The sequence below is a fragment of the Rhodanobacter sp. FDAARGOS 1247 genome (genome assembly GCF_016889805.1).
Classification (GTDB): domain Bacteria; phylum Pseudomonadota; class Gammaproteobacteria; order Xanthomonadales; family Rhodanobacteraceae; genus Rhodanobacter.
The window spans coordinates 478,903-498,615 of record NZ_CP069535.1 but is presented as its reverse complement, the minus strand read 5'-3'; the positions used below and the strand labels follow the sequence as shown (position 1 = coordinate 498,615).

20 protein-coding genes are annotated in these 19,713 nt (G+C 67.8%); 12 read left to right on the top strand and 8 right to left on the bottom strand.

The features are described 5' to 3' along the window. Positions 1-32: 32 nt before the first annotated feature. Both I6J77_RS02085 and I6J77_RS02080 read left to right on the top strand, forming a co-directional pair. On the top strand, positions 33-1,400 hold the full coding sequence (locus I6J77_RS02085; RefSeq protein WP_204110385.1) for a glutamate--cysteine ligase: 1,368 nt from the start codon (positions 33-35) through the stop codon (positions 1,398-1,400). A gap of 75 nt (positions 1,401-1,475) precedes the next feature. Beyond that, on the top strand, positions 1,476-1,856 hold the full coding sequence (locus tag I6J77_RS02080; protein WP_204110384.1) for a tautomerase family protein: 381 nt from the start codon (positions 1,476-1,478) through the stop codon (positions 1,854-1,856). A gap of 26 nt (positions 1,857-1,882) precedes the next feature. Here the strand turns inward: I6J77_RS02080 and pyrC are convergent, their stop codons facing one another. The 3 genes from pyrC to hemB form a co-directional block, all read right to left on the bottom strand. Next, positions 1,883-2,935, bottom strand: coding sequence for a dihydroorotase (gene pyrC, locus I6J77_RS02075; protein ID WP_204110383.1), 1,053 nt, complete (start codon positions 2,933-2,935; stop codon positions 1,883-1,885). A 789-nt stretch (positions 2,936-3,724) separates the two neighbouring features. Next, a complete protein-coding gene (locus I6J77_RS02070; protein WP_204110382.1) occupies positions 3,725-4,267 on the bottom strand; it encodes a hypothetical protein in 543 nt (180 codons plus the stop codon). A 100-nt stretch (positions 4,268-4,367) separates the two neighbouring features. After that, a complete protein-coding gene (gene hemB / locus I6J77_RS02065; protein WP_204110381.1) occupies positions 4,368-5,372 on the bottom strand; it encodes a porphobilinogen synthase in 1,005 nt (334 codons plus the stop codon). 160 nt (positions 5,373-5,532) lie between these two features. Between hemB and glk the strand changes: the two genes are divergently transcribed. The 3 genes from glk to I6J77_RS02050 all read left to right on the top strand — a co-directional run bounded on the left by glk (position 5,533) and on the right by I6J77_RS02050 (position 7,851). Beyond that, entirely contained in the window at positions 5,533-6,549 is a 1,017-nt protein-coding gene (gene glk / locus I6J77_RS02060; RefSeq protein ID WP_056763523.1) for a glucokinase, read from the top strand. Between the two features lie 31 nt (positions 6,550-6,580). Continuing rightward, positions 6,581-7,264, top strand: a complete 684-nt coding sequence (locus tag I6J77_RS02055) for an HAD family phosphatase (protein WP_056715989.1) — start codon at positions 6,581-6,583, stop codon at positions 7,262-7,264. A gap of 266 nt (positions 7,265-7,530) precedes the next feature. Next, positions 7,531-7,851: a hypothetical protein gene (locus I6J77_RS02050; protein ID WP_204110380.1), complete on the top strand. Its 321-nt coding sequence runs from the start codon at positions 7,531-7,533 to the stop codon at positions 7,849-7,851. A gap of 9 nt (positions 7,852-7,860) precedes the next feature. Here the strand turns inward: I6J77_RS02050 and I6J77_RS02045 are convergent, their stop codons facing one another. From I6J77_RS02045 to secB, 3 genes are all read right to left on the bottom strand, one after another. Further along, positions 7,861-10,881, bottom strand: a complete 3,021-nt coding sequence (locus I6J77_RS02045) for a DEAD/DEAH box helicase (RefSeq protein WP_056764441.1) — start codon at positions 10,879-10,881, stop codon at positions 7,861-7,863. Between the two features lie 110 nt (positions 10,882-10,991). Further along, positions 10,992-12,017, bottom strand: a complete 1,026-nt coding sequence (locus I6J77_RS02040; protein WP_204110379.1) for an NAD(P)H-dependent glycerol-3-phosphate dehydrogenase — start codon at positions 12,015-12,017, stop codon at positions 10,992-10,994. 9 nt (positions 12,018-12,026) lie between these two features. Continuing rightward, positions 12,027-12,530: a protein-export chaperone SecB gene (gene secB, locus I6J77_RS02035; protein ID WP_007810352.1), complete on the bottom strand. Its 504-nt coding sequence runs from the start codon at positions 12,528-12,530 to the stop codon at positions 12,027-12,029. A gap of 292 nt (positions 12,531-12,822) precedes the next feature. Between secB and rpmB the strand changes: the two genes are divergently transcribed. The 4 genes from rpmB (at position 12,823) to I6J77_RS02015 (ending at position 14,308) form a co-directional block, all read left to right on the top strand. Then, on the top strand, positions 12,823-13,059 hold the full coding sequence (gene rpmB, locus I6J77_RS02030) for a 50S ribosomal protein L28 (RefSeq protein WP_007810354.1): 237 nt from the start codon (positions 12,823-12,825) through the stop codon (positions 13,057-13,059). 10 nt (positions 13,060-13,069) lie between these two features. After that, positions 13,070-13,237, top strand: a complete 168-nt coding sequence (rpmG, locus tag I6J77_RS02025; protein ID WP_007810357.1) for a 50S ribosomal protein L33 — start codon at positions 13,070-13,072, stop codon at positions 13,235-13,237. Between the two features lie 89 nt (positions 13,238-13,326). Further along, positions 13,327-13,902 (top strand): DUF4166 domain-containing protein, encoded by a 576-nt coding sequence (locus I6J77_RS02020; RefSeq protein WP_239309144.1) that lies wholly within the window; start codon positions 13,327-13,329, stop codon positions 13,900-13,902. Then, positions 13,892-14,308: a thiol-disulfide oxidoreductase DCC family protein gene (locus I6J77_RS02015; protein WP_204110378.1), complete on the top strand. Its 417-nt coding sequence runs from the start codon at positions 13,892-13,894 to the stop codon at positions 14,306-14,308. The genes I6J77_RS02020 and I6J77_RS02015 overlap by 11 nt, the downstream gene beginning before the upstream one ends. Here I6J77_RS02015 and I6J77_RS02010 read toward each other — a convergent pair. Then, positions 14,298-15,410, bottom strand: coding sequence for a saccharopine dehydrogenase family protein (locus I6J77_RS02010; RefSeq protein ID WP_204110377.1), 1,113 nt, complete (start codon positions 15,408-15,410; stop codon positions 14,298-14,300). The genes I6J77_RS02015 and I6J77_RS02010 overlap by 11 nt on opposite strands. A gap of 76 nt (positions 15,411-15,486) precedes the next feature. After that, positions 15,487-16,680, bottom strand: coding sequence for a fatty acid desaturase (locus I6J77_RS02005; RefSeq protein ID WP_056716003.1), 1,194 nt, complete (start codon positions 16,678-16,680; stop codon positions 15,487-15,489). 163 nt (positions 16,681-16,843) lie between these two features. Between I6J77_RS02005 and I6J77_RS02000 the strand changes: the two genes are divergently transcribed. Genes I6J77_RS02000 through I6J77_RS01990 form a run of 3 tightly spaced genes read left to right on the top strand, consistent with a single transcriptional unit; the run spans position 16,844 to position 19,712 of the window. Further along, positions 16,844-17,605 (top strand): ABC transporter ATP-binding protein, encoded by a 762-nt coding sequence (locus I6J77_RS02000; RefSeq protein WP_204110376.1) that lies wholly within the window; start codon positions 16,844-16,846, stop codon positions 17,603-17,605. Further along, complete coding sequence (locus tag I6J77_RS01995; protein ID WP_204110375.1) at positions 17,602-18,357, top strand: ABC transporter permease; 756 nt, start codon at positions 17,602-17,604, stop codon at positions 18,355-18,357. The genes I6J77_RS02000 and I6J77_RS01995 overlap by 4 nt, the downstream gene beginning before the upstream one ends. Next, positions 18,357-19,712 (top strand): GldG family protein, encoded by a 1,356-nt coding sequence (locus tag I6J77_RS01990; protein ID WP_204110374.1) that lies wholly within the window; start codon positions 18,357-18,359, stop codon positions 19,710-19,712. The genes I6J77_RS01995 and I6J77_RS01990 overlap by 1 nt, the downstream gene beginning before the upstream one ends. The last annotated feature ends 1 nt before the right edge of the window (position 19,713 follow it).

Below are 19,713 nucleotides of genomic sequence, written 5' to 3'. Positions count from 1 at the left end.
ATAGTGTCGGCTCCCCCAGCGAGGCCTTGCCCGTGTCCATACCCAGCGCCGTGAAGAGCATCCCGATTGCGGGTCGCCAGCAGCTTGCGGATTACCTTGCGGCGGGCGAGAAGCCGCGCGAAGCCTGGCGCATCGGCACCGAGCACGAGAAGTTCGGTTTCCGCACCGACGACCTGCGCCCGCCCACCTTCGAGGGCGATCGCGGCATCAAGGTCCTGCTGGAGACGCTGGCCACCCGTTACGGCTGGGACGTGGCGCGCGAGGGCGAGAACCCGGTCGCGTTGTCGCGCAACGGCGCCTCGATCACGCTGGAGCCGGCCGGCCAGCTGGAACTCTCCGGCGCGATGCTGGAGACGATCCACCAGACCTGTTGCGAGGTGAACTCGCATCTGAAGGACGTGCGCTCGGTCGCCGACGAACTCGGCCTCGGCTTCCTCGGCATGGGCTTCCAGCCGAAGTGGCGCCGCGACGAGATGCCGTGGATGCCCAAGGGCCGCTACAAGATCATGCGCGAATACATGCCCAAGGTCGGCTCGCTGGGCCTGGACATGATGACGCGCACCTGCACGGTGCAGGTGAACCTGGACTTCTCGTCCGAAGCGGACATGATCAAGAAGTTCCGCACCAGCCTGGCGCTGCAGCCGATCGCCACCGCGCTGTTCGCCGACTCGCCGTTCACCGAAGGACGTCCAAACGGCTATCTGTCGTATCGCTCGCACATCTGGACCGATACCGACAAGGATCGCACCGGCATGCTCGACTTCGTCTTCGCCGACGGCTTCGGTTACGAACGCTACGTCGACTACATCCTCGACGTGCCGATGTACTTCAGCCTGCAGAACGGCCAGTACCTCGACCTCGCCGGCCAGGATTTCAAGCAGTTCATGACCGGCGAACTGGCCGCCCTGCCCGGCACGCACGCCACCATGAAGGACTTCGCCGACCACCTCACCACGGCCTTCCCGGAAGTGCGCCTGAAGCAGTACCTGGAAATGCGCGGCGCCGACGGCGGCCCGTGGAATCGCCTGTGCGCCTTGCCCGCGTTCTGGGTCGGCCTGCTGTACGACCAGGAAGCGCTGGACGCCGCCTGGGACCTGATCAGGGACTTCTCCCCGGCAGAGCGCCACGCCCTGCGCGACGGCGTACCGAAGCACGCGCTGAAGCTGCCATTCCGCGGCGGCACGGTGCGCGACCTGGCCGAGGAAGCGCTGAAGATCGCCGCCCACGGCCTCAAGCGCCGCGCCCGCTTGAACAAGAACGGTGCCGACGAAAGCATCTTCCTCGAACCGCTGATCGAAATCGTGCAGGCCAACCAGACCCCGGCCGAACGCAAGCTGGAACTGTTCCACGGCGCGTGGAACGGCATCGTCGACCCGGTGTTCCGCGAGTTCGCCTACTGAATCACCGACGACATCACAGGCTGAGGTTCGCTGCGTTCAGCCTGACCGTGCCATGCCGTCTCCCCGGAGAAACCCATGCCCCTCGTCCGTATCGCCCTGCGTCGTGGCAAGTCGCCCGCACAGCTAGCCGCCCTGCGCAATGGCATCTACCAGGCCATGCGCGAGACCTTCAACGTGCCGGAAGACGACCGCTTCATCCTGGTCAACCAGCACGACGCGGACGAATTCGACTACGACCCGAACTACCTTGGCATCGCCCGCAGCGACGACTTGGTGATCGTGCAGATCACCTGCAACCAGGGACGCACGGTGGAGCAGAAGCAGGCGCTGTACCGAAGCATCGCGGAGAAATTTTCCGCCGACCCGGGCCTGCGCCCGGAAGACGTCTTCATCAACCTGCTCGAGGTGGCGAAGGAGAACTGGTCGTTCGGCAACGGGATCGCGCAGTACGCGTAAGGTTCGCTGCCGGCGGAAAGATCCACTCAGCGTGGCGTCGTTCCCACCACTGACCAGGCGACTGATTCGCCTGCCCGCATCGGTTTGCAGGTGGAACCGGCCAGCGGGTATTCGTCTGGCACGGTCCATGGCGCGCGTTCGAGCACGACCCGATCCGTATTGCGCGGCAGGCGATAGAAATCCGGGCCGTGGAAACTGGCGAACGCCTCCAACTGCTCCAGCCGGCCCGCCTGCTCGAACGCCTCGGCATACAGCTCCAGCGCAGCATGCGCCGTGTACAAGCCAGCGCAGCCGCAACCCGTTTCCTTCGCCTCGCGCGGATGCGGCGCGCTGTCCGTGCCCAGAAAAAAGTGCGGATCGCCGCTGGTGGCCGCCTGCAGCAGGGCCGCGCGATGCGTCTCGCGCTTGAGGATCGGCGCACAGTAATTGTGCGGGCGGATGCCGCCTTCGAACAACGCGTTGCGATTGAGCAGCAGGTGATGGGCGGTGATCGTGGCCGCCACGTTGCTCGGCGCTCCGCTGACGAACTCGGCCGCGTCGCGGGTGGTGATGTGTTCCAGCACCATGCGCAGCGCGGGGAAGCGTTCGCGCAGCGGCAACAGGTGACGCTCGATGAACACCCGCTCGCGATCGAAGATGTCGATATCCGGATCGGTGACCTCACCATGCAGCAGCAGCGGCAGCTCGTGTTTCTCCATCGCCTCGATCACGGCGTACACCCGGGACAGCTCGCGCACACCGGAATCGGAATTGGTGGTGGCGCCGGCCGGGTAATACTTCACCGCGAACACGCTGTCGCTGGCCCTGGCCCGCGCGATCTCCTCGACCGCCGTGTTCTCGGTGAGGTACAGCGTCATCAGCGGCTGGAAACTCGAGCCTTTCGGCAGACTGGCCAGGATGCGGCGGCGGTAGTCATCGGCCTGCGCCACCGTGGTCACCGGCGGCTTCAGGTTCGGCATCACGATGGCGCGAGCGAAACGTTCGGCGGTGTGGCCGATCACCGAGGCCAGCGCTTCGCCGTCCCGGAGGTGGAGGTGCCAGTCGTCGGGGCGGGTGATTTCCAGGCGGGTTGGCGTCATGGCTGGCGGACTCGGTTTTGCTGTCAGAGGAGTAATGGTATCGCGCGGGCGCGATTGGGGCTTTCGCCGCAACTGATCGTCGTTCAAAAGCAGAGCTTTCGTCCTCCTTCGGAGGGCGAGTTACTTGCTCTTTTGCTTGTCCAAAAGAGAAGTAACCAAGAGAAAACGACACCCCGCTTCCGCGCCTTGCGGACCTCCTGTCCGCAAGGTTCGCGTGCGGGTTACGGGGTTTGTCGACAGGGCATCCTGCCCTGACGCCAAACTGACCGGCATCCATGCCGGTCACCCTGCGGGCTGATCCTCCACCCGCCCGCCGCTGCAGAGGGGCCCCGGGTAGAGCAGCGGGCCATCGTGGCCCGCACTCGGTGATAGAGCTAAAAAGCAAGAACCTGAGCAAAGCCCCGCGTTGCCGTGGCTTTGCTCTTGCTCCGCCTCTGCTGAAAAGTACGCGCAGGATGCGCGTCGCTCTACCCGGGGCCCCTCTGCAGCGGCGAGGCGGGGACGACAGGCCGCGTAGCGGGCGTTGCCAGGGATGGCAACGCCTTTTCGCGCGGGCAGGAGCCCGCTCGAAAAGCCCGGCCCCGGCTCGCGTACCTTGCGGACAGGATGTCCGCAAGGCGCGGAAGCGGGGTGGCCTCTCTTTGGGTCACGTTTCTCTGGCCACTCAGAGAAAGGTGGCTCGGCTGCCGTAGGCAGACGAAAGCTCTGCTTCATGAAGCGCTACAACTTGCCGCAACAGACTGAACCTGGCCACGACGGTGCTCTATCACCGCCCTTCATCGAAGCAACCTAGTCGATTGAATGGACATGAACCCAATGACCCTTGTCCAGAAAATAAGCGTCCGCAGCCGACTCGATCTCCCCTGCAAAAAAGCCTGGAAATTTTGTGGCCAGCTGCTCAACGGCTCCGGGCTCAGGAATGAATTCATAAGCTTCCGTCTGCCGGTAATTTCCGGGTGGCGCCACGTCGACGTACATGTGGTCGTATGCACCTTCCCACTCATAAAGTGATTCGAGCTCCCAACCAGTCGGTGAATTGAGAGCCGCGACGAGGCGATATCCGTGCCGCTTTCTGGAGGGAAGTATCAACATTACGTCCGCACGCTGGTCACCATCAACGTCTGTGCTGGCGACGAGCAGGCATGTGCCACCGCGTTGCATGATTTGTCGACGATCAGCTGACGAGATATCGGCCAACGAAGGGAGCCGCTCATCCGGGAAATGCTGCTGCAGCGCCTGGCGAAGCGCCGGTGGAATTGCCTGGGCGCATGGATCGTCTGCGGCAAAGGCAGGTGCTGACAGCAGCAGCAATCCCGAAAGAAGATACTTCATTCCGCTCAGCCTCGTTGTGCCATCGAATGATGGCCGGCGTCCCCGGCCACATCAGATACTGCGTCCATCCTGGTTCACGAGCCTGCCACAAAAGCGACAGTCATCGCTCTCCCCGCAGCCACTGCGCCGCATCCACCGCGTAATAGGTCAAAATCGCATCCGCTCCCGCGCGCTTGAACGCCGTCAGCGACTCCAGCACCACGGCCTTCTCGTCCAGCCATCCATTCTGCGAGGCCGCCTTCAGCATCGCGTACTCGCCGCTGACCTGGTAGACGAAGGTGGGCACGCCGAACGTGTCTTTCACCCGGCGCAGCACGTCAAGATACGGCATGCCCGGCTTCACCATCACCGCGTCGGCGCCTTCGGCGATGTCCAGCTCGATTTCGTGCAGCGCTTCGTCGCTGTTGCCGACGTCCATCTGATAGGTGTGCTTGTTGCCCTTGCCGAGGTTGGCCGACGAACCGACTGCGTCGCGGAACGGGCCGTAGAAGGCGGAGGCGTATTTCGCCGAATAGGCGAGGATGCGGGTGTGGATGTGGCCGGCGTCTTCCAGCGCTTCGCGGATGGAACCGATGCGGCCGTCCATCATGTCCGACGGCGCCACGAAATCCATGCCGGCCTCGGCCTGGGCCAGCGACATCTTGATCAGCGCCTCGACGGTGGGCTCGTTCATCACGTAGCCGGCGTCGTCGATCAGGCCGTCCTGGCCGTGGGTGGTGTACGGGTCGAGCGCGACGTCGCCGATCAGGCCCAGCTCGGGATACCTCGCCTTCAGCGCGCGGGTCGCGCGATGCATCAGGTTGTCGGGGTTCCACGCTTCGCTGGCGTCGAGTGATTTCACGTCGGCCCCGGGCGACGGGAACAGCGCCAGCGCGGGGATGCCCAGGCGCACGCATTCGCCACCCAGCTTCAGCAACTCGTCGATGGAGAGACGATCCACGCCGGGCATCGACGGCACCGCTTCGCGCTGGCCTTCGCCCTCGATCACGAAGGCCACCATGATCAGGTCGCTGACCAGCAAGGTGTGCTCGCGCATCAGGGCGCGGGAAAAGGCGTCGCGGCGCATGCGGCGCATGCGGCGCATGCGGATGGCGGGGAAGCTCATGGCGTGGTCTCGTGGCGGGGCATCCGCCCATTTTACGCCGTTGCGGCGAGCCTCCGCCGAATGTGCCGGCCCGGCCATTCTGCGCCGTACGGTAAGCAAAACACTGGACTAACCGCCAGCAGGCCGGCAGGCTTGTCGCTTCACGTCGTCAGGAAGCTCCATGAGCCAGTCTCGCAGCGCCCCCACCCTGCTGGTCGATCTCGGTGGCACCAATGTCCGTTTCGGCGTGGCCGACCCCTCGCGCGACAAGCCGCTGATCACCGACAGCATCCGGCGCTACCGCGTGGCCGAGCACGACTCGCTGGTTTCCACCGCGAAGCAGTACCTCGCCGACACCGGCCTGGAAGTGCGCCGCGCGATCGTGGCTGCGGCCGGGCGCATCGTGGATGGCGAGACGGTCAAGGTAACCAACAATCCGTGGGCGATCTCGGCGCAGCAGACCGCCAGCGCGCTGGACCTGGAGTACGTGCATCTGGTCAACGACTTCGCCGCGCAGAGCATGGCGGTGACCCTGCTGCACGGCGACGACCTGGTCGACGTGGGCACGCTGCCGCGACCGGTGATCGGCGCCGAGGCCGAGCAGACCTTCGCCATCGTCGGGCCGGGCACCGGCCTGGGCGTGGGCGGCCTGCTGGTGCGCGCCGGCCACTGCAGCGTGCTGCAGACCGAGGGCGGCCACGCCGGCTTCGCCGCGCACACGCCGGAAGACATCGCGATCCTCGACTACCTCAACCACAAGTACGGCCGCGTCTCCAACGAGCGGCTGATCTGCGGCCAGGGCCTGGTCAACCTCTACGACGCGATCTGCCACATGGTCGGCGCGACACCCGCCGACCTGAAACCGGAAGACATCACCGCCCGCGCGAAGGACGGCAGCTGCCCGTTGTGCACGCGCACGGTGGAAACCTTCGCCGGCATCTTCGGCAGCGTCGCCGGCGACCTGGTGCTGACGCTGGGCGCGTGGGACGGCGTCTATCTCACCGGCGGGCTGATCCCGATCCTGCTGCCGTGGCTGGAACGCGGCCGCTTCCGCGAGCGCTTCGAAGCCAAGGGCCGCTTCCGCGACATCATGGAGAAAGTGCCGACCCAGGCGATCATGAATCCGGAGCCGGGCCTGCTTGGCGCGGCGGCGCTGGCGGTGCTGGAGTCGGGGCGGTCGCTGTTGCAGCGGCCCTGAAACCACCTACCGATCCAGCACGGAGTCCGCCATGCCCCGCCGCGACACCGCCTTCCTGTTCGACCTCGACGGCACCCTGATCGACAGCGTGTACCAGCACGTGCTGGCGTGGAAGGAATCGCTGGATCGCGAAGGCGTGGAGCTTTCGGTGTGGCGCATCCATCGCAAGATCGGCATGAGTGGCGGGCTGTTCTCCCACATGCTGCTGCGCGAGACCGGGCTGGAGATCACCGAGGACCGCCTCGAACGCCTGCGCCGCTGGCATGCCGAGGCGTTCAACCGACAGCATGCGCAAGGTGCCGTGCGACCGCTGCCCGGCGCGCGCGAGTTGCTGGACTACCTCACCGCGCAGGACATTCCGTGGGCGATCGCCACCAGCGGGCGGATGGAAACCGCCGCGCCCAACCTGCAGGCGCTGGGCGTCGATCCGGCGAAGGTGCCGGTGGTGACGCGCGACCAGGTGCGTCACGCCAAGCCCGACCCGGACCTGTTCATCGCCGCCGCCGAACGCCTCGGCGTGGACATCCGGCAGTCGCTGGTGATCGGCGACAGCGTGTGGGACATGCTGGCCGCCCAGCGCGCCCGGGCGCTGGGCGTGGGGGTGCTCAGCGGTGGCTACGGCATGGCCGAGCTGCAGCAGTCGGGCGCGTTCCGCGTGTATGACGATCCGGCCGACCTGCTGCGCCACGTGGACGAAGTGGCGGCGCGCGACTGAGAGGTTGTGATTTCTTAAACCTCGTAGTCCGGCCAGGGATGGCCGGACGCGGATCGGTCACGCCAGTGACTGATCCGCGTGAGCGAGTCCGGGCGTGTACCGGACTCGCGATGGAAGAAAACACGGGAAGTGGTTTTCTTCGCAGGTTCTGAGCGCACGCGCGGCAGCTGAATCGCCACGCGCCATCTCATGAAAAATTAATCACCGGCCACGGGCGACGCAGTAGGCTCCGCTGCATCCTGCACTCATCGCCAAGGGAGCCGCCCATGCGTCGACTTCTCGCCAGTCTGCCGCTCGCCCTGTTGTTCGCCGCCTGCTCGCCGGCGCCGGCGCCGCCGGAAGCCGCTACCGCCCAGGGAGCGAAGGCCAATGCCGCACTCGGTTCCGCCCAGTGGTATGCCTGGGTCGATCAATCCCTGCACATCAGCGACGACGGCCACGGCCCGGACCAGGGTTCGGCCGAATGGAACCAGGCGGTGCAGCGCAAGCTGGGTGAGGAAGCGCCGCAGTCGCAACCCGGCTCGCCGGAATGGCAGCAGTCGGTGGACGCCCTGCTGCGCACGCGACTGCCGCCGCAGTCTTCCTGACCGGACCCTTCAACCACCCGGCGCCAGCAGCGCGTCCAGGTCGCCTTCGTCGAAGCTGAGCTTCTGCCGGCTGCCGCCGCCTTCCAGCACGGCAGCGGCCAGTTCGGCCTTGCGTTCCTTCAGTTCCTCGATGCGCTCCTCCACCGTGCCCGAGGTGATCAGGCGGAACACGAACACCGGCTTGTCCTGGCCGATGCGGTGGGCGCGGTCGGACGCCTGCGCTTCGGCGGCGGGATTCCACCACGGGTCGTAGTGGATCACGGTGTCGGCGGCGGTGAGGTTCAGGCCCACGCCGCCGGCCTTCAGCGACAGCAGGAACAGGGGCACGTCGCCGTTCTGGAAACGCTGCACGGGCTCAGCGCGATCGCGGGTGTCGCCGGTGAGGGTGACGTAGCGGATGCGCCGGCGATCGAGTTCGGCGGCGATCAGCTTCAGCATGCCGGTGAACTGCGAGAACAGCAGCACCTTGCGGCCCTCGTCGAGCAGCGCCGGCAGCATGTCCATCAGCAGTTCGAACTTGGCCGATTCGTGCACGCCACGCGCGGCCTCCAGCTTCACCAGGCGCGGGTCGCAGCAGACCTGGCGCAGCTTGAGCAGCGCGTCCAGCACCACGATGCCCGAATGCGAAATGCCGCGCTCGGCGATCACCTCGCGCAGTTCCTCGGCCAGCGACAGGCGCAGGCCTTCGTACAGCTCGCGCTGGCGGCCTTCCAGCACCACGCGGCGGGTAATCTCGGTCTTCGGCGGCAGCTCCTTGGCCACCTGCGACTTGGTCCGGCGCAGGATGAATGGCGAGATGCGCAGGTTCAGCCGCTGCTGGCATTCCTCGTCGTGCTGCTTCTCGATCGGCACGCGGTAGAAACGCCGGAACGCACTCTCGTCGCCGAGCAGGCCGGGCACCGCCAGGTCGACCTGCGACCACAGCTCGCCCAGATGGTTTTCCAGCGGCGTGCCGGTGAGGCAGACATAGCGCGGCGTGCGCAGGCTGAGCAAGGCGCGGCGCGCCTGGGTGCGCGGGTTCTTCACCTGCTGCGCCTCGTCCAGCACGATCAGCGCGAACGGTTGCTGGCGCAGCGCCACCACGTCGCGCGGCAACAGTGCGTAGCTGGTCAGCACGATGTCCTGCGCGCCCAGCTGGTCGAACTCCTCGGCGCGCTGCGGGCCGTGCAGGGTCAGCACCTGCAGCATCGGCGCGAAGCGGGCGATTTCCGACTGCCAGTTCGGGATCAGGCTGGTCGGCACCACGATCAGCGCGGGCTGGCTCAGCGCACCGCCCTGTTTCAGCGACAGCAGATGGGTGATCAGCTGCAGCGTCTTGCCCAGGCCCATGTCGTCGGCCAGCACGCCGCCGACGCCGGCCTCGGCCAGCGCATTCAGCCAGCGCAGGCCTTCGCGCTGGTACGGCCGCATCTCGACGGTGAGGCCTTCGGGCACCGCATCGCTGGCGCGCTCGGCGGCATCGCGCAGGCGCGCGGCGAAGCCGAGCAGCGGCTCGGCCGCTTCCAGCTGGCTGCCGCCGGGCATCGCCGCGGCCAGCTCTTCGAGCCGGCCGGCCTGCACCCGCGGCAGGTGGAGCTTCTTGCGCGGCTTCTCCAGATATTCGGCCAGCGGCGCCAGCAGGCCGCGTAGTTCCTTCAGGCGCACCGGCACGCGCCGGCGCGCATCGACCGGCGCGTACCACACGGCGTCTTCCGGTTCGTTCGGCGCCGGGCTCAGGTTCAGCTGATGCTCGGCCAGCGCCTGCGCCACGGCGGGCAGCAGGTTGTGCCGCTGGCCATCCAGCTCGATGCCGATTTCCAGGTCGAAGGCATGGTCGTCGGCATCTTCCACCGCGTGGCCATACCAGTGCACCGGGCCTTCCAGCACCTCGAACGGAAAACTGGGCGCGTACTCGACCTGGAAATTCTCGGTCTCCAGCTTGGGCCGCAGCGCGAGCCAGCGGGCGGGCGTATTGACCTCCAGCGCGCCGGCATAGCCGGTGCCGGGGAACAGCCAGGCGTCGTCGGGCAAGGTCTCGGCCACGTCCCAAGGCAGGCCTTCGGTATCCACGCCGGGGGTGAGGCCGGCGCGTTCGAGTTGTTCCATCGCGGTCAGTTCTTCGGCGCGGCGACGGTTGATCTCCACCAGCTGGCCGTTGCGCACCCGGCGCACCAGCGGCTCGCCGCCGCGGCCAGGCAGGCGTTCGCCGGCGTAGTCGAAGGCCAGCCGGGCGTAGCCGAGCGGCGGCGTGCCGGCGGCCAGCCGCGCATGCCGGGTCAGCGCGTGCAGGATCAGGATGGGCTTGGGCGCCAGCTCTGAGCGGCGCACCTCGCCGAATACTTGGGGCAGCGGCACCCGCGTGGCCAGCCGGCTGCCGCTCAGGCGATTGCGCAGGCGGCGGCCATGCTCATGTTTCAGCGGCGGCAGGTCGAGCCAGTGGGTTTCCTCGCCGGCGGCATCGAAGCGCCCCACGGTGGCGCGCTCCACATCGAGATACCACAGGCAGTCGATGCGCAGCAGGCGCTGGCTGTGCGGCAGCACCGGCAACAGGCGCTGGCTGCCGTCCGGTTCCATCTTCCAGTGCCAGTTGAGCTGGTGCGACTTGCCGCGCGACAGGCGCAGGCCGGCCAGCCCGCCAAGGAAGCAGGGCGCGGTGTCGAGGATCTCGGCCAGCAGGGTGTCGCCGACGTGGCCGCCCATGCGCGCATAGCTGCGTCCCTTGCGCACGCTCTGCGGTAGGCCGAGCATGGTCGCGGCCAGGCGCTGCTCGTGGGGCTGCAGCGGTGACTGCGCCAGGTGCCGACTGTCCAGCGGCACCGGCCGCGCGTAGCGGCCGTGCTCGGCCACGCCGAGCAGCACCGGCGCCACGTCCAGGCGCACGAAGGCGGCGTTTTCTTCGGGCATCACTTCCAGGAAGAAACCGAGCACGCCCTGCTCGTCCGTCGCGGTTGGCCGGGGCGCAGCCAGCAGCCGTCGCCATGCCTGCGGCAGGGCTTCGTCGTCGCCGGGTGCTGCGCTGGCGGCGTGCTGTTTCTCGTCCGGTTGCTGCATGCGCATGCGGTCCGTGGCGATGACCAAAACATTGAGCTTAGCAGCGCGCGGGCAGGATGCGACCGTTGCGATCGCATCCCCGGCCAACGCGGGCCGGGGCGCGGGGGGAATCAGGCGTTGCCGAACAGCCCGTGCGGATATTCCGGCTTCTGCTCGCGCGCCATCAGCGCCTTGAGCCCTTCCACCGGAGTGACCTCGCCATGCAGCACGGCGCGCACGCCGGCACTGATCGGCAGGTCCAGGCCGTGCTTGTCGGCCAGTCGCGCCACCTCGTCGGCGGTGAGGATGCTCTCCACCACCTGGCCGATCCGGCGCACCGCTTCGTCGATCGCGATGCCCTGGCCCAGCGCCAGACCCAGCCGGCGGTTGCGCGACAGGTCGCCGGTGCAGGTCAGCACCAGGTCGCCTAGGCCGGAAAGCCCGATCAGGGTTTCCGGCCGCGCGCCCAGCGCCACGCCCAGCCGCAGCATCTCGTTCATGCCGCGGGTGATCAGGCCGGCGCGGGCGTTGAGGCCCAAGTCCATGCCATCGGCGATGCCGGTGGCCACCGCCAGCACGTTCTTCATCGCGCCGCCAAGCTCGGCGCCCAGCACGTCGCCGCCGGAATACGCGCGCAGGTTGGGCGCGTGCAGCAGGGTCGCCAGTTGCTGCGCGAACGCCGCATCGTCCGAGTGCACGGTGACGGCGCTGGGCAGGCCGGACGCCACTTCCTTCGCAAACGAGGGCCCGGTGACCACGGCGGCCGCGCGACCGGGCAGCTTCTCGGCCACCAGTTCGTGCAGGAAGCGGCCGGTGCCCGGCTCGAAGCCCTTGGTGGCCCAGGCGATCGCGGTATCCGCATCGAGCAGCGGTGCCAGTTCGTCCAGCATGCTGGCGAAGGCATGGCTGGGCACCACGATCAGCACGATGCCGGCCCCGCGCACGGCGCGGGCCAGGTCGCTTTCGTAGCCCAGCTGCTCAGGCAGCTCGATGTCCGGCAGGTAGCGCTGGTTGACGCGAGCGGCCGTCATCGCCGCCAGCGCCCCGGCGTCGCGCCCCCACAAGGTGGTGGGCACGCCGTTGCGTGCGATCAGTGCCGCCAGCGCCGTGCCCCAGGAGCCGGCGCCGAGAACGGTCAGCTTCGGGTGGTCAGGCATGGGCCGGACTCAGCTGTTCAGCGTGGCCGGGGCTTCGTCGCCGCCCATCGCGCGGCGCTGCTGTTCGGCGAACAGCGCATCGAAGTTGATCGGCTGCAGCAGGAACGGCGGGAAACCGCCTTCCAGCACCAGCGACGAAATCACCTGGCGGGCGTACGGGAACAGCAGGTTCGGGCAGTAGCTGCCGATGATGCCGGCCTGGTCGGCCTCGCTGAAGCCGGCGATGCCGAACACGCCGGCCTGCTCCACTTCCGCCAGATACGCGGTGCGCTGGCCGATGGTGCAGGTCAGGGTCAGGCTGAGCACCACCTCGTACATGTTGTTGCCCAGATCGGTGGCCTTCTGGCCCAGGTTCAGCTGCACCTGCGGCTGGTCCTTCTCGTCGATCTCCTGGAAGATCTGCGGCGCGTTCGGCGCCTCGAAGGACACGTCCTTCACGTAGATCTTCTGCATCACCAGCTGCGGCTGACTGGACTGGCCGTTGGCCTGGTCGTTGGTGATCTCTTGTGCCATCGGGCGTTCCTCGAGTCGGGTCGTTTGAATAAAAGAGGACGATTGTTCCATACATCCCCGCCGCGCGCACGCCGGCGCAAACCGCCAAATGCGGCAAAGATTGCGCAGGGCGCTGTTTTTCTGCGAGAATACGCGGCTCGCCTCTGTCGACCCGGTGCTTCCGGGCGGTCCGCCACGCGGTACGGACCTCACGCTCATGCGACGCAAGACCTCCAGCATCGCGTGGCGCATGGCGCCGCTGGGCCGATCACACCCTGGCCAACGGGTGTCAAAAAAATTTACGGAGGTCGTCATGGCCCGTGTATGTCAAGTCACCGGTAAGGGTGTGATGAGCGGCAACAACGTCTCGCACGCCAACAACCGTACCCGTCGCCGCTGGTTGCCCAACCTGCATGAGCGTCGTTTCTGGGTGGCCAGCGAGAACCGCTGGATCAAGCTGCGCGTTTCCAACAACGCCCTGCGCACCATCGACAAGAATGGCATCGAGGCCGTGATTGCCGACATGCGCGCCCGCGGCGAAAAGGTCTGAGGATCAAACCATGGCTAACAAGACCCAAGACAAGATCCGCATGATCTCCACGGCCGGCACCGGTCACTTCTACACCACGCAGAAGAACAAGAAGAACACCCCGGAAAAGTTCGAGTTCAAGAAGTACGATCCGGTTGTTCGCAAGCACGTGATGTACAAGGAAGGCAAGATCAAGTAATTGATCGCCGCGCCGAAGAAAACCCGCCCCCGTGGCGGGTTTTCTTTTGCCTGCTTGCCGGGCCGGCGACCGCCACGCATCATCGCCGGATGAGTCCCGCCCCATTGATCGGATTGTTTCCCGAGCTGCTCGGCGACGAGAGCTGGCGACAGTTGCCAGCGGCGGTGCAGGCCATGCACGGCTCGTCGCCACGGCTGCAGGCCAGCGGCCTGGCCGACATCACCGGCGACCGCCGCCTGCCCGCGCGCTGGTTGCGCCGGCTGCTGGGCTTGCCGTCGCCAGGCCCGGCGCAGGCACTGGCACTGACCATCGAACGCCGCGACGACCGCGAAGTCTGGACCCGCCGTTTCGCCAGCCGGCAGATGCGCTCCACGCTGGGGCGGCGCAGCGGCTCGCCCCTGCTGTTCGAAACGCTGGGACCGGCCCGGCTGGGTTTCGCCCTGCGCCAGGACGGCGACGCGATCGACTGGCAGCTGCGCAGCGTGCACTTCCTCGGCCTGCCCTGCCCGCGGGCGCTGCATGGCCAAGTGCTTTCGCGCAGCGGCATCCGTGACGGTCGCTACCAGTTCAGCGTCGACGTGCGGCTGCCTTGGCTGGGCCAGCTGGTCGCCTACCACGGCTGGCTGGAACCTTCGCAAGCCGGGGCGGCACCGGATGAAGGCTGAAACCGCCGCGCCGGTGATCGTGTTCGACGGCGTCTGCCTGCTGTGCAGTCGCTGGGTGCGCTTCCTGCTGAAGCACGATCGCGCGGCGCGCTATCACTTCGCCGCGATGCAGTCGGAGCACGGCCGCGCCCTGCTGCTGGCGCATGGGCTGGACCCGGACTCGCCGCTGTCGTTCCTGCTGGTCGAAGACCATCGCGGCTACACCGACACCCGGGCGATCGTGCAGATCCTGCGCAGCCTGGGCCAGCGTCGCTGGCGCTGGCTGGGCCATGCGCTGCATCGGGTGCCGCGCTGGCTCGGCGACCCGGCTTACCGCTTCGTGGCCCGCCACCGCTACCGGATCTTCGGACAGAGCCACAGTTGCTTCGTGCCCACGCCGGAACAACGCGCGCGTTTCAGCCCGTAAGCGTTGCCAGCTGCGTCTGGATCGCGAAGCCATCGAGTGCTTCAAGCGCCTCGTCGAGCGTGAACAGGCCCATGCACGGCATTGCTCCGCGCGCCAACAGGCTGCCGTCGGCCAGCTTGCGGGCCAGCACCACCGCGGGTGTGGCGGGAATCTGCGGGCCATCGCCAGCACCGGCGCGCAACGACCAGCGCAACTTCAGCGCCCGCCCCTGCGTGTCGCGCCCGCCCAGCTCGACCAGCATGCCGCCCACGTCGCTGCCCGCGCCGAGGAACCACTCGCTGATCCGGCGCAGGCGCGTGGCGTGGCGGGCCAGGTCGCGCAGCAGTCCCAGCCGCACCAGCCACGCCGCGGCCAGCATGCCGAAGTGCAGAAGCTTCAGCTCCAGCCCCGCCCGGAAGATCACCATGCGCACGCCGGGATAGCGCAACGGGAACAGGGCCAGATCCGGCACGTCGCACAAGCCGACCCAGCGCGCTCCGAACGAAAACCGCAGGCGCCGCGTCAGCATCCAGCCGTGGCCCCGCTGCCAGCGACCGTCGCGCCACAGTTGCACCGGTCGACCGCAATAGCCCAGGATCGCCGCCACCGTGGCGTCGCCACGGGGCGTGCGGTTGCCGGGGCTGATCGCGTGTTCGATCACGTCGAGGGTGGCGAAGCGCGGCAACAAATCATCCACCACCGCGCTGCTCAGCGCGGGCACCGTGGAGGCGCCGCTGACCAGCAGGCGGCCGGCCTCCCGCGCACGCTCGTCCAGGCGGCTCATGCCGCCGACGAAGTCGCGTCCGTCGGCAAGGTCGATGTAGTCGCTGGCGCAGGCCAGGCAGGCCTCGGCCACCCGATAGTCCTGTTGCTGGAACGGACCGGCCGCGTGGATCACCAGCTGCGGCCGCAACGCGGCCAGCGCATCGGCCAGACCCGGCGCGGCCACGTCGAGCGCAGCCAGCTGCACCGAGGCATCGCCCAGTGCATCACGCAGCGCCGCCAGGCTCTGCGCCCGTCGGCCGGCGACGACCAGTTGAAAGCGCGGATCGCCCGCCAGCTGGCTGGCGATGCGCGAACCGAACACGCCGGTGGCGCCGATCAACACTACGCGCAAGGCCATCCGTTTCCCCCGTGCCAATCCCCGAAAAACAAAACCCGCCGGACGGCGGGTTCTGCTGAAACTTGCTGGCTTCCGATCAGGCCGTGGCCACGCCGTAGCCCTTCAGCCGCTGGGCGAATTCCTGCAGCGCCCGGATGCCGCTTTCCTCGGCTTCGTGAATCCACTGCTGCAGGCCCTTCAGCGCCTGTTCGGCACCGCGCTGCTCCATCAGCGCCACCAGGCGGCTGCGGAACTCGACCACGGTGGCCAGCGTCGGACGCCTGGCCAGCACCGCCTGCATGCGGTCGCGGCCTTCGCTGTCCAGCCAGCGACCACCGTCGGCCAGCGCGCGACGCAGGCGACGCGGGGTGGACTTCAGGCTTTCGCCGGCATGCTGCGCTTCTTCGGCGATGGTCGGCAGGATCACGCCGCGGTAGTAGTCGGTCATCGCCTGGAAGCGATGGGTCAGCACGGCCTTCAGCGTTTCGGCATCGGGCAGGCGCACGTTCGGACGGATGTCGAGGGTGGGCGCCACGCGCAGCACCTTGGCCAGGCCCACCGCACGCAGGCCGCAGATCGCCGCCCAGCCGATGTCGAATTCCCACTTGCGCAGGGCGAACTTGGCCGAGCTGGGGAACGCATGATGGTTGTTGTGCAGCTCTTCGCCGCCGATCCAGAACGCCCACGGGATCAGGTTGCGCGCGGTGTCCGCGCTTTCGAAGTTGCGATAGCCGGCCCAGTGGCCGATGCCGTTGACGAAGCCGGCGGCCCAGAACGGAATCCACACCATCTGCAGCGCCCACAGCGCCGCACCGATCACGCCGAACAGCGCCACGCTGATGAACAGCATCAGGGTCGGGCCCCAATACGGATGCGCGCCGTAGACGTGCTTCTCGACCCAGTCGTCGGGGGTGCCGCGGCCGTACTGCTCCATGTCCTGCTTGTTCTCGCAGGCGTCGCGGTACAGCGACACGCCATCCCAGAACACCTTCTTGATGCCGTAGATCATCGGGCTGTGCGGATCGTCCGCGGTCTCGACCTTGGCGTGGTGCTTGCGATGCACCGCCACCCACTCGCGGGTGACCATGCCGGTGGTGAGCCAGCCCCAGAAACGGAAGAAGTGCGCCAGCGCCGGATGGAAATCCACGCCGCGATGGGTCTGGCTGCGATGCAGGTACAGGGTCACCGTGAAGATGGTGAGCTGGGTCATCACCAGCATGTACACGGCGATCTGGCCCCAGCTTGCGCCGGTCAGACCATCGTTGAGGAAATTGATTACCGCGTCGAGCATGGAAGGCACCGGATGAGGGACAAGTCAGTGTAAATCAGGGGCTTCCGTACCCACCAGCATGTTGCGAACCACGAATGATAGCAGTTGGTCAAGCCGTGGAAGCTAAGGCGACGTTATTCACGCGCCTGTTGTTTCAGGATGGGGGCGCCATGACAATCAGGCAATGACCACCATCGTTCCGGCCTCACCCAAGACCGTGCTGCAACTGGATCGCCTCAGCCGCCGACGCGCCGGCCGCCAGGCCGTGCGCGAGCTCAGCCTGGCGCTGAGAAGCGGCGAGGTGATGGGCCTGCTGGGCGTCAACGGCGCCGGCAAGTCGACCACCTTGTCGATGATCGCCGGCGCGCTGCGCCCGGACAGCGGCGGCATCCAGCTGAACGGCGAGGATTTCCTCGAATATCCGGAACTCGCCCGCCACCAGATCGGCTGGCTGCCCGAGCGTGCGCCGGTGTGGGCCGAGCTCACGGTGGAAGAGCACCTGGACGCGCACGGACGCTTGCGCGGCATGAACGGCAGCGACCTGCGCGCGGCCCGCAACGCAATCATCGAGCGGCTGGAACTGCAGCCACTGGCCCGGCGCCTGGCCGGCGTGCTGTCGCAAGGCCAGCGCCAGCGGCTGGGGCTGGCCTGCGCGCTGCTGCATCGCCCGGCCCTGCTGGTGCTGGACGAACCGGCCAACGCGCTCGATCCGGTGCAGGTCGCCGCCTTGCGCGCGCTGATCCGCGAGCAGGCCGCCGCCGGCACCGCGGTGATCCTGTCCACCCACCTGCTGGCCGAGGTGACCGCGGTGTGCGATCGCGTGGCGATCCTGCACGAGGGCACGCTGCGCCATGACGGCGCCGTGCTGGTCGACGACCACGCGGCACTGGAACAGACCTTCTTCGGGATTGCGATGAACGGCAGCGACAAGGCGCAGGCTGCATGACCCTGCTTGCGGTGGCACGACTGGAATGGCGCCGGTTGCTGGTGCGCCCGCTGGCCTGGGTGCTGGCGGCGTTGACGCTGGCCTGGCTGGCCTGGAACTTCACCCTGCTGCTGGGCATCTTCCTGGCCGGCCAGATCCAGCGCGCCGCCCAGCCTGACGGCCCCGGCTTCGTCGACCTGGTCGGCGTGCCGCTGCTGGGCCAGCTCGCCCAGTTGGCCTTCCTGGTGGTGCCGCTGCTGGGCATGTCGGTGATCGCCGGCGAACGTCGCAACGGCACCTTGCCGCTGATGTTCGCCGCGGGCGTGCCCGCTTCGCGCATCGTGCTGGGCAAGTACCTGGCCCTGCTCGGCTGGCTGCTGTTGTGGCTGGCACTGACCCTGGCGATGCCGCTGGCGCTGATGCACGCCACCCACTTCGACTGGGGCAAGCTGGCCGCCGCCAGCCTGGGCCTCGCCCTGATGCTGGCCACGCTGGCGGCGATCGCGGTGGCCTGCTCCAGCTTCGCCTCGCATCCGGCGATTGCGGCTGCCGCCGCCCTGGTCATCGCGCTGGCGCTGTGGAGCGTGAACCAGGGCGCGCAACTGGCCGGCATCAACGGTGGCGCGGTCAACTGGCTGGCGATGAGCTCGCACCTGCAGCCGCTGCTGCGCGGACTGGTGTCCAGCGCCGACATCGCGTGGTTCGTGTTGCTGGCCGCGCTGTCGCTGGCGCTGGCGACGCGCCGGCTCGTCGCCGACCGGGAGCGTGGCTGATGCGAAACCTGTTCAGACGTCTGGACGGCTGGCTGTTTGCCGCGCTGCTGGTGCTGGCCTTCGCCGCGCTGGGCTATCTCTCGGCCCGTTACGCGAAGCAGTCCGACTGGACCGCCAACGGCCGCACCAGCCTGTCGGCGGAAAGTCGCGCCGTGCTGGCGCAGCTGCAGGGCCCGGTGGAAATCGTCAGTTACGCGCGGCCCCAGGGCGACCTGCGCCAGACCGTGGCCGGCTTCCTGCAGCGCTACCAGGCGGTGAAGCCCGACCTCACGCTGCGCTTCGTCGACCCGCAACTGGACCCGGCGAAGATGCGCGAGCTGGGCATCACGGTCGACGGCGCGCTGATCCTGCACTACCAGGATCGCGAGCAACGCCTGGACGAGTTGTCCGAGCGCAGCCTCACCAATGCGCTGGAACGGTTGCTGCGCGGCCGCGACCGCATCGTGGCCTTCGTCACCGGCGACGGCGAGCGGCGTGCCGACGGCCAGGGCAATGGCGACCTGGGCACCTTCATCACCCAGCTGGAAAGCCGCGGCATGCGCGCGGTGCCGCTGAACTTCAGCCAGGTCAGCGCCGTGCCCGAGCACACCGACCTGGTGGTGCTGGCCAGTCCGGAAGTGGCGCTGCCGCCGGCGGCGGTGCAGGCGCTGGTCAACTACGTGGCCAACGGCGGCAACCTGCTGTGGCTGGCCGAACCGGCCAACGACGACCTGGGCCTCAGGCCGCTGGCCGCTGCGCTGGGCGTGCGCGTGCTGCCCGGCGTGCTGGTCGATGGTTCGGGCGCCGCGCTGGGCCTGCACGACCCGCGCCTGATCACCCTGGGCGACTACCCGGCGCAGGCGATCACCCGCGGCTTCAGCCTGACCACGCTGTTTCCGCAGGCCTCCGCGCTGGCGCAGCTCGACCAGAGCGGCTGGGCGTTCGCGCCGTTCCTGCGTTCCAGCGCGCAAAGCTGGACCGAGTTCCAGCCGATCGACAACGCGAAGTCGTCCGACATCCGCTTCGATGCCGACGTGGGCGAGCTGAAGGGTCCGCTGGATTTCGGCTTCGCCCTGAGCCGGCTGTCGCCCAGCCCGGACAAGAGCGAGCAGCGCGCGGTGGTGATCGGCGACGGCGACTTCCTGTCCAACACCTACCTGGGCAATGGCGGCAATCGCGCGCTGGGCGAACGCGTGTTCGACTGGCTGCTCGGCGACGACAAGCTGGTCAACCTGCCGCCGCGGGGCGCGCCGGACCGGCTGCTGCAGATCTCGCAGGGCGAGTTGAACGCGCTGAGCTTCGGCTTCCTGATCGCGCTGCCGCTGCTGCTGCTGCTGATCGGCGGCGCCATCGTGTGGCGTCGGCGGCGACGCTGAG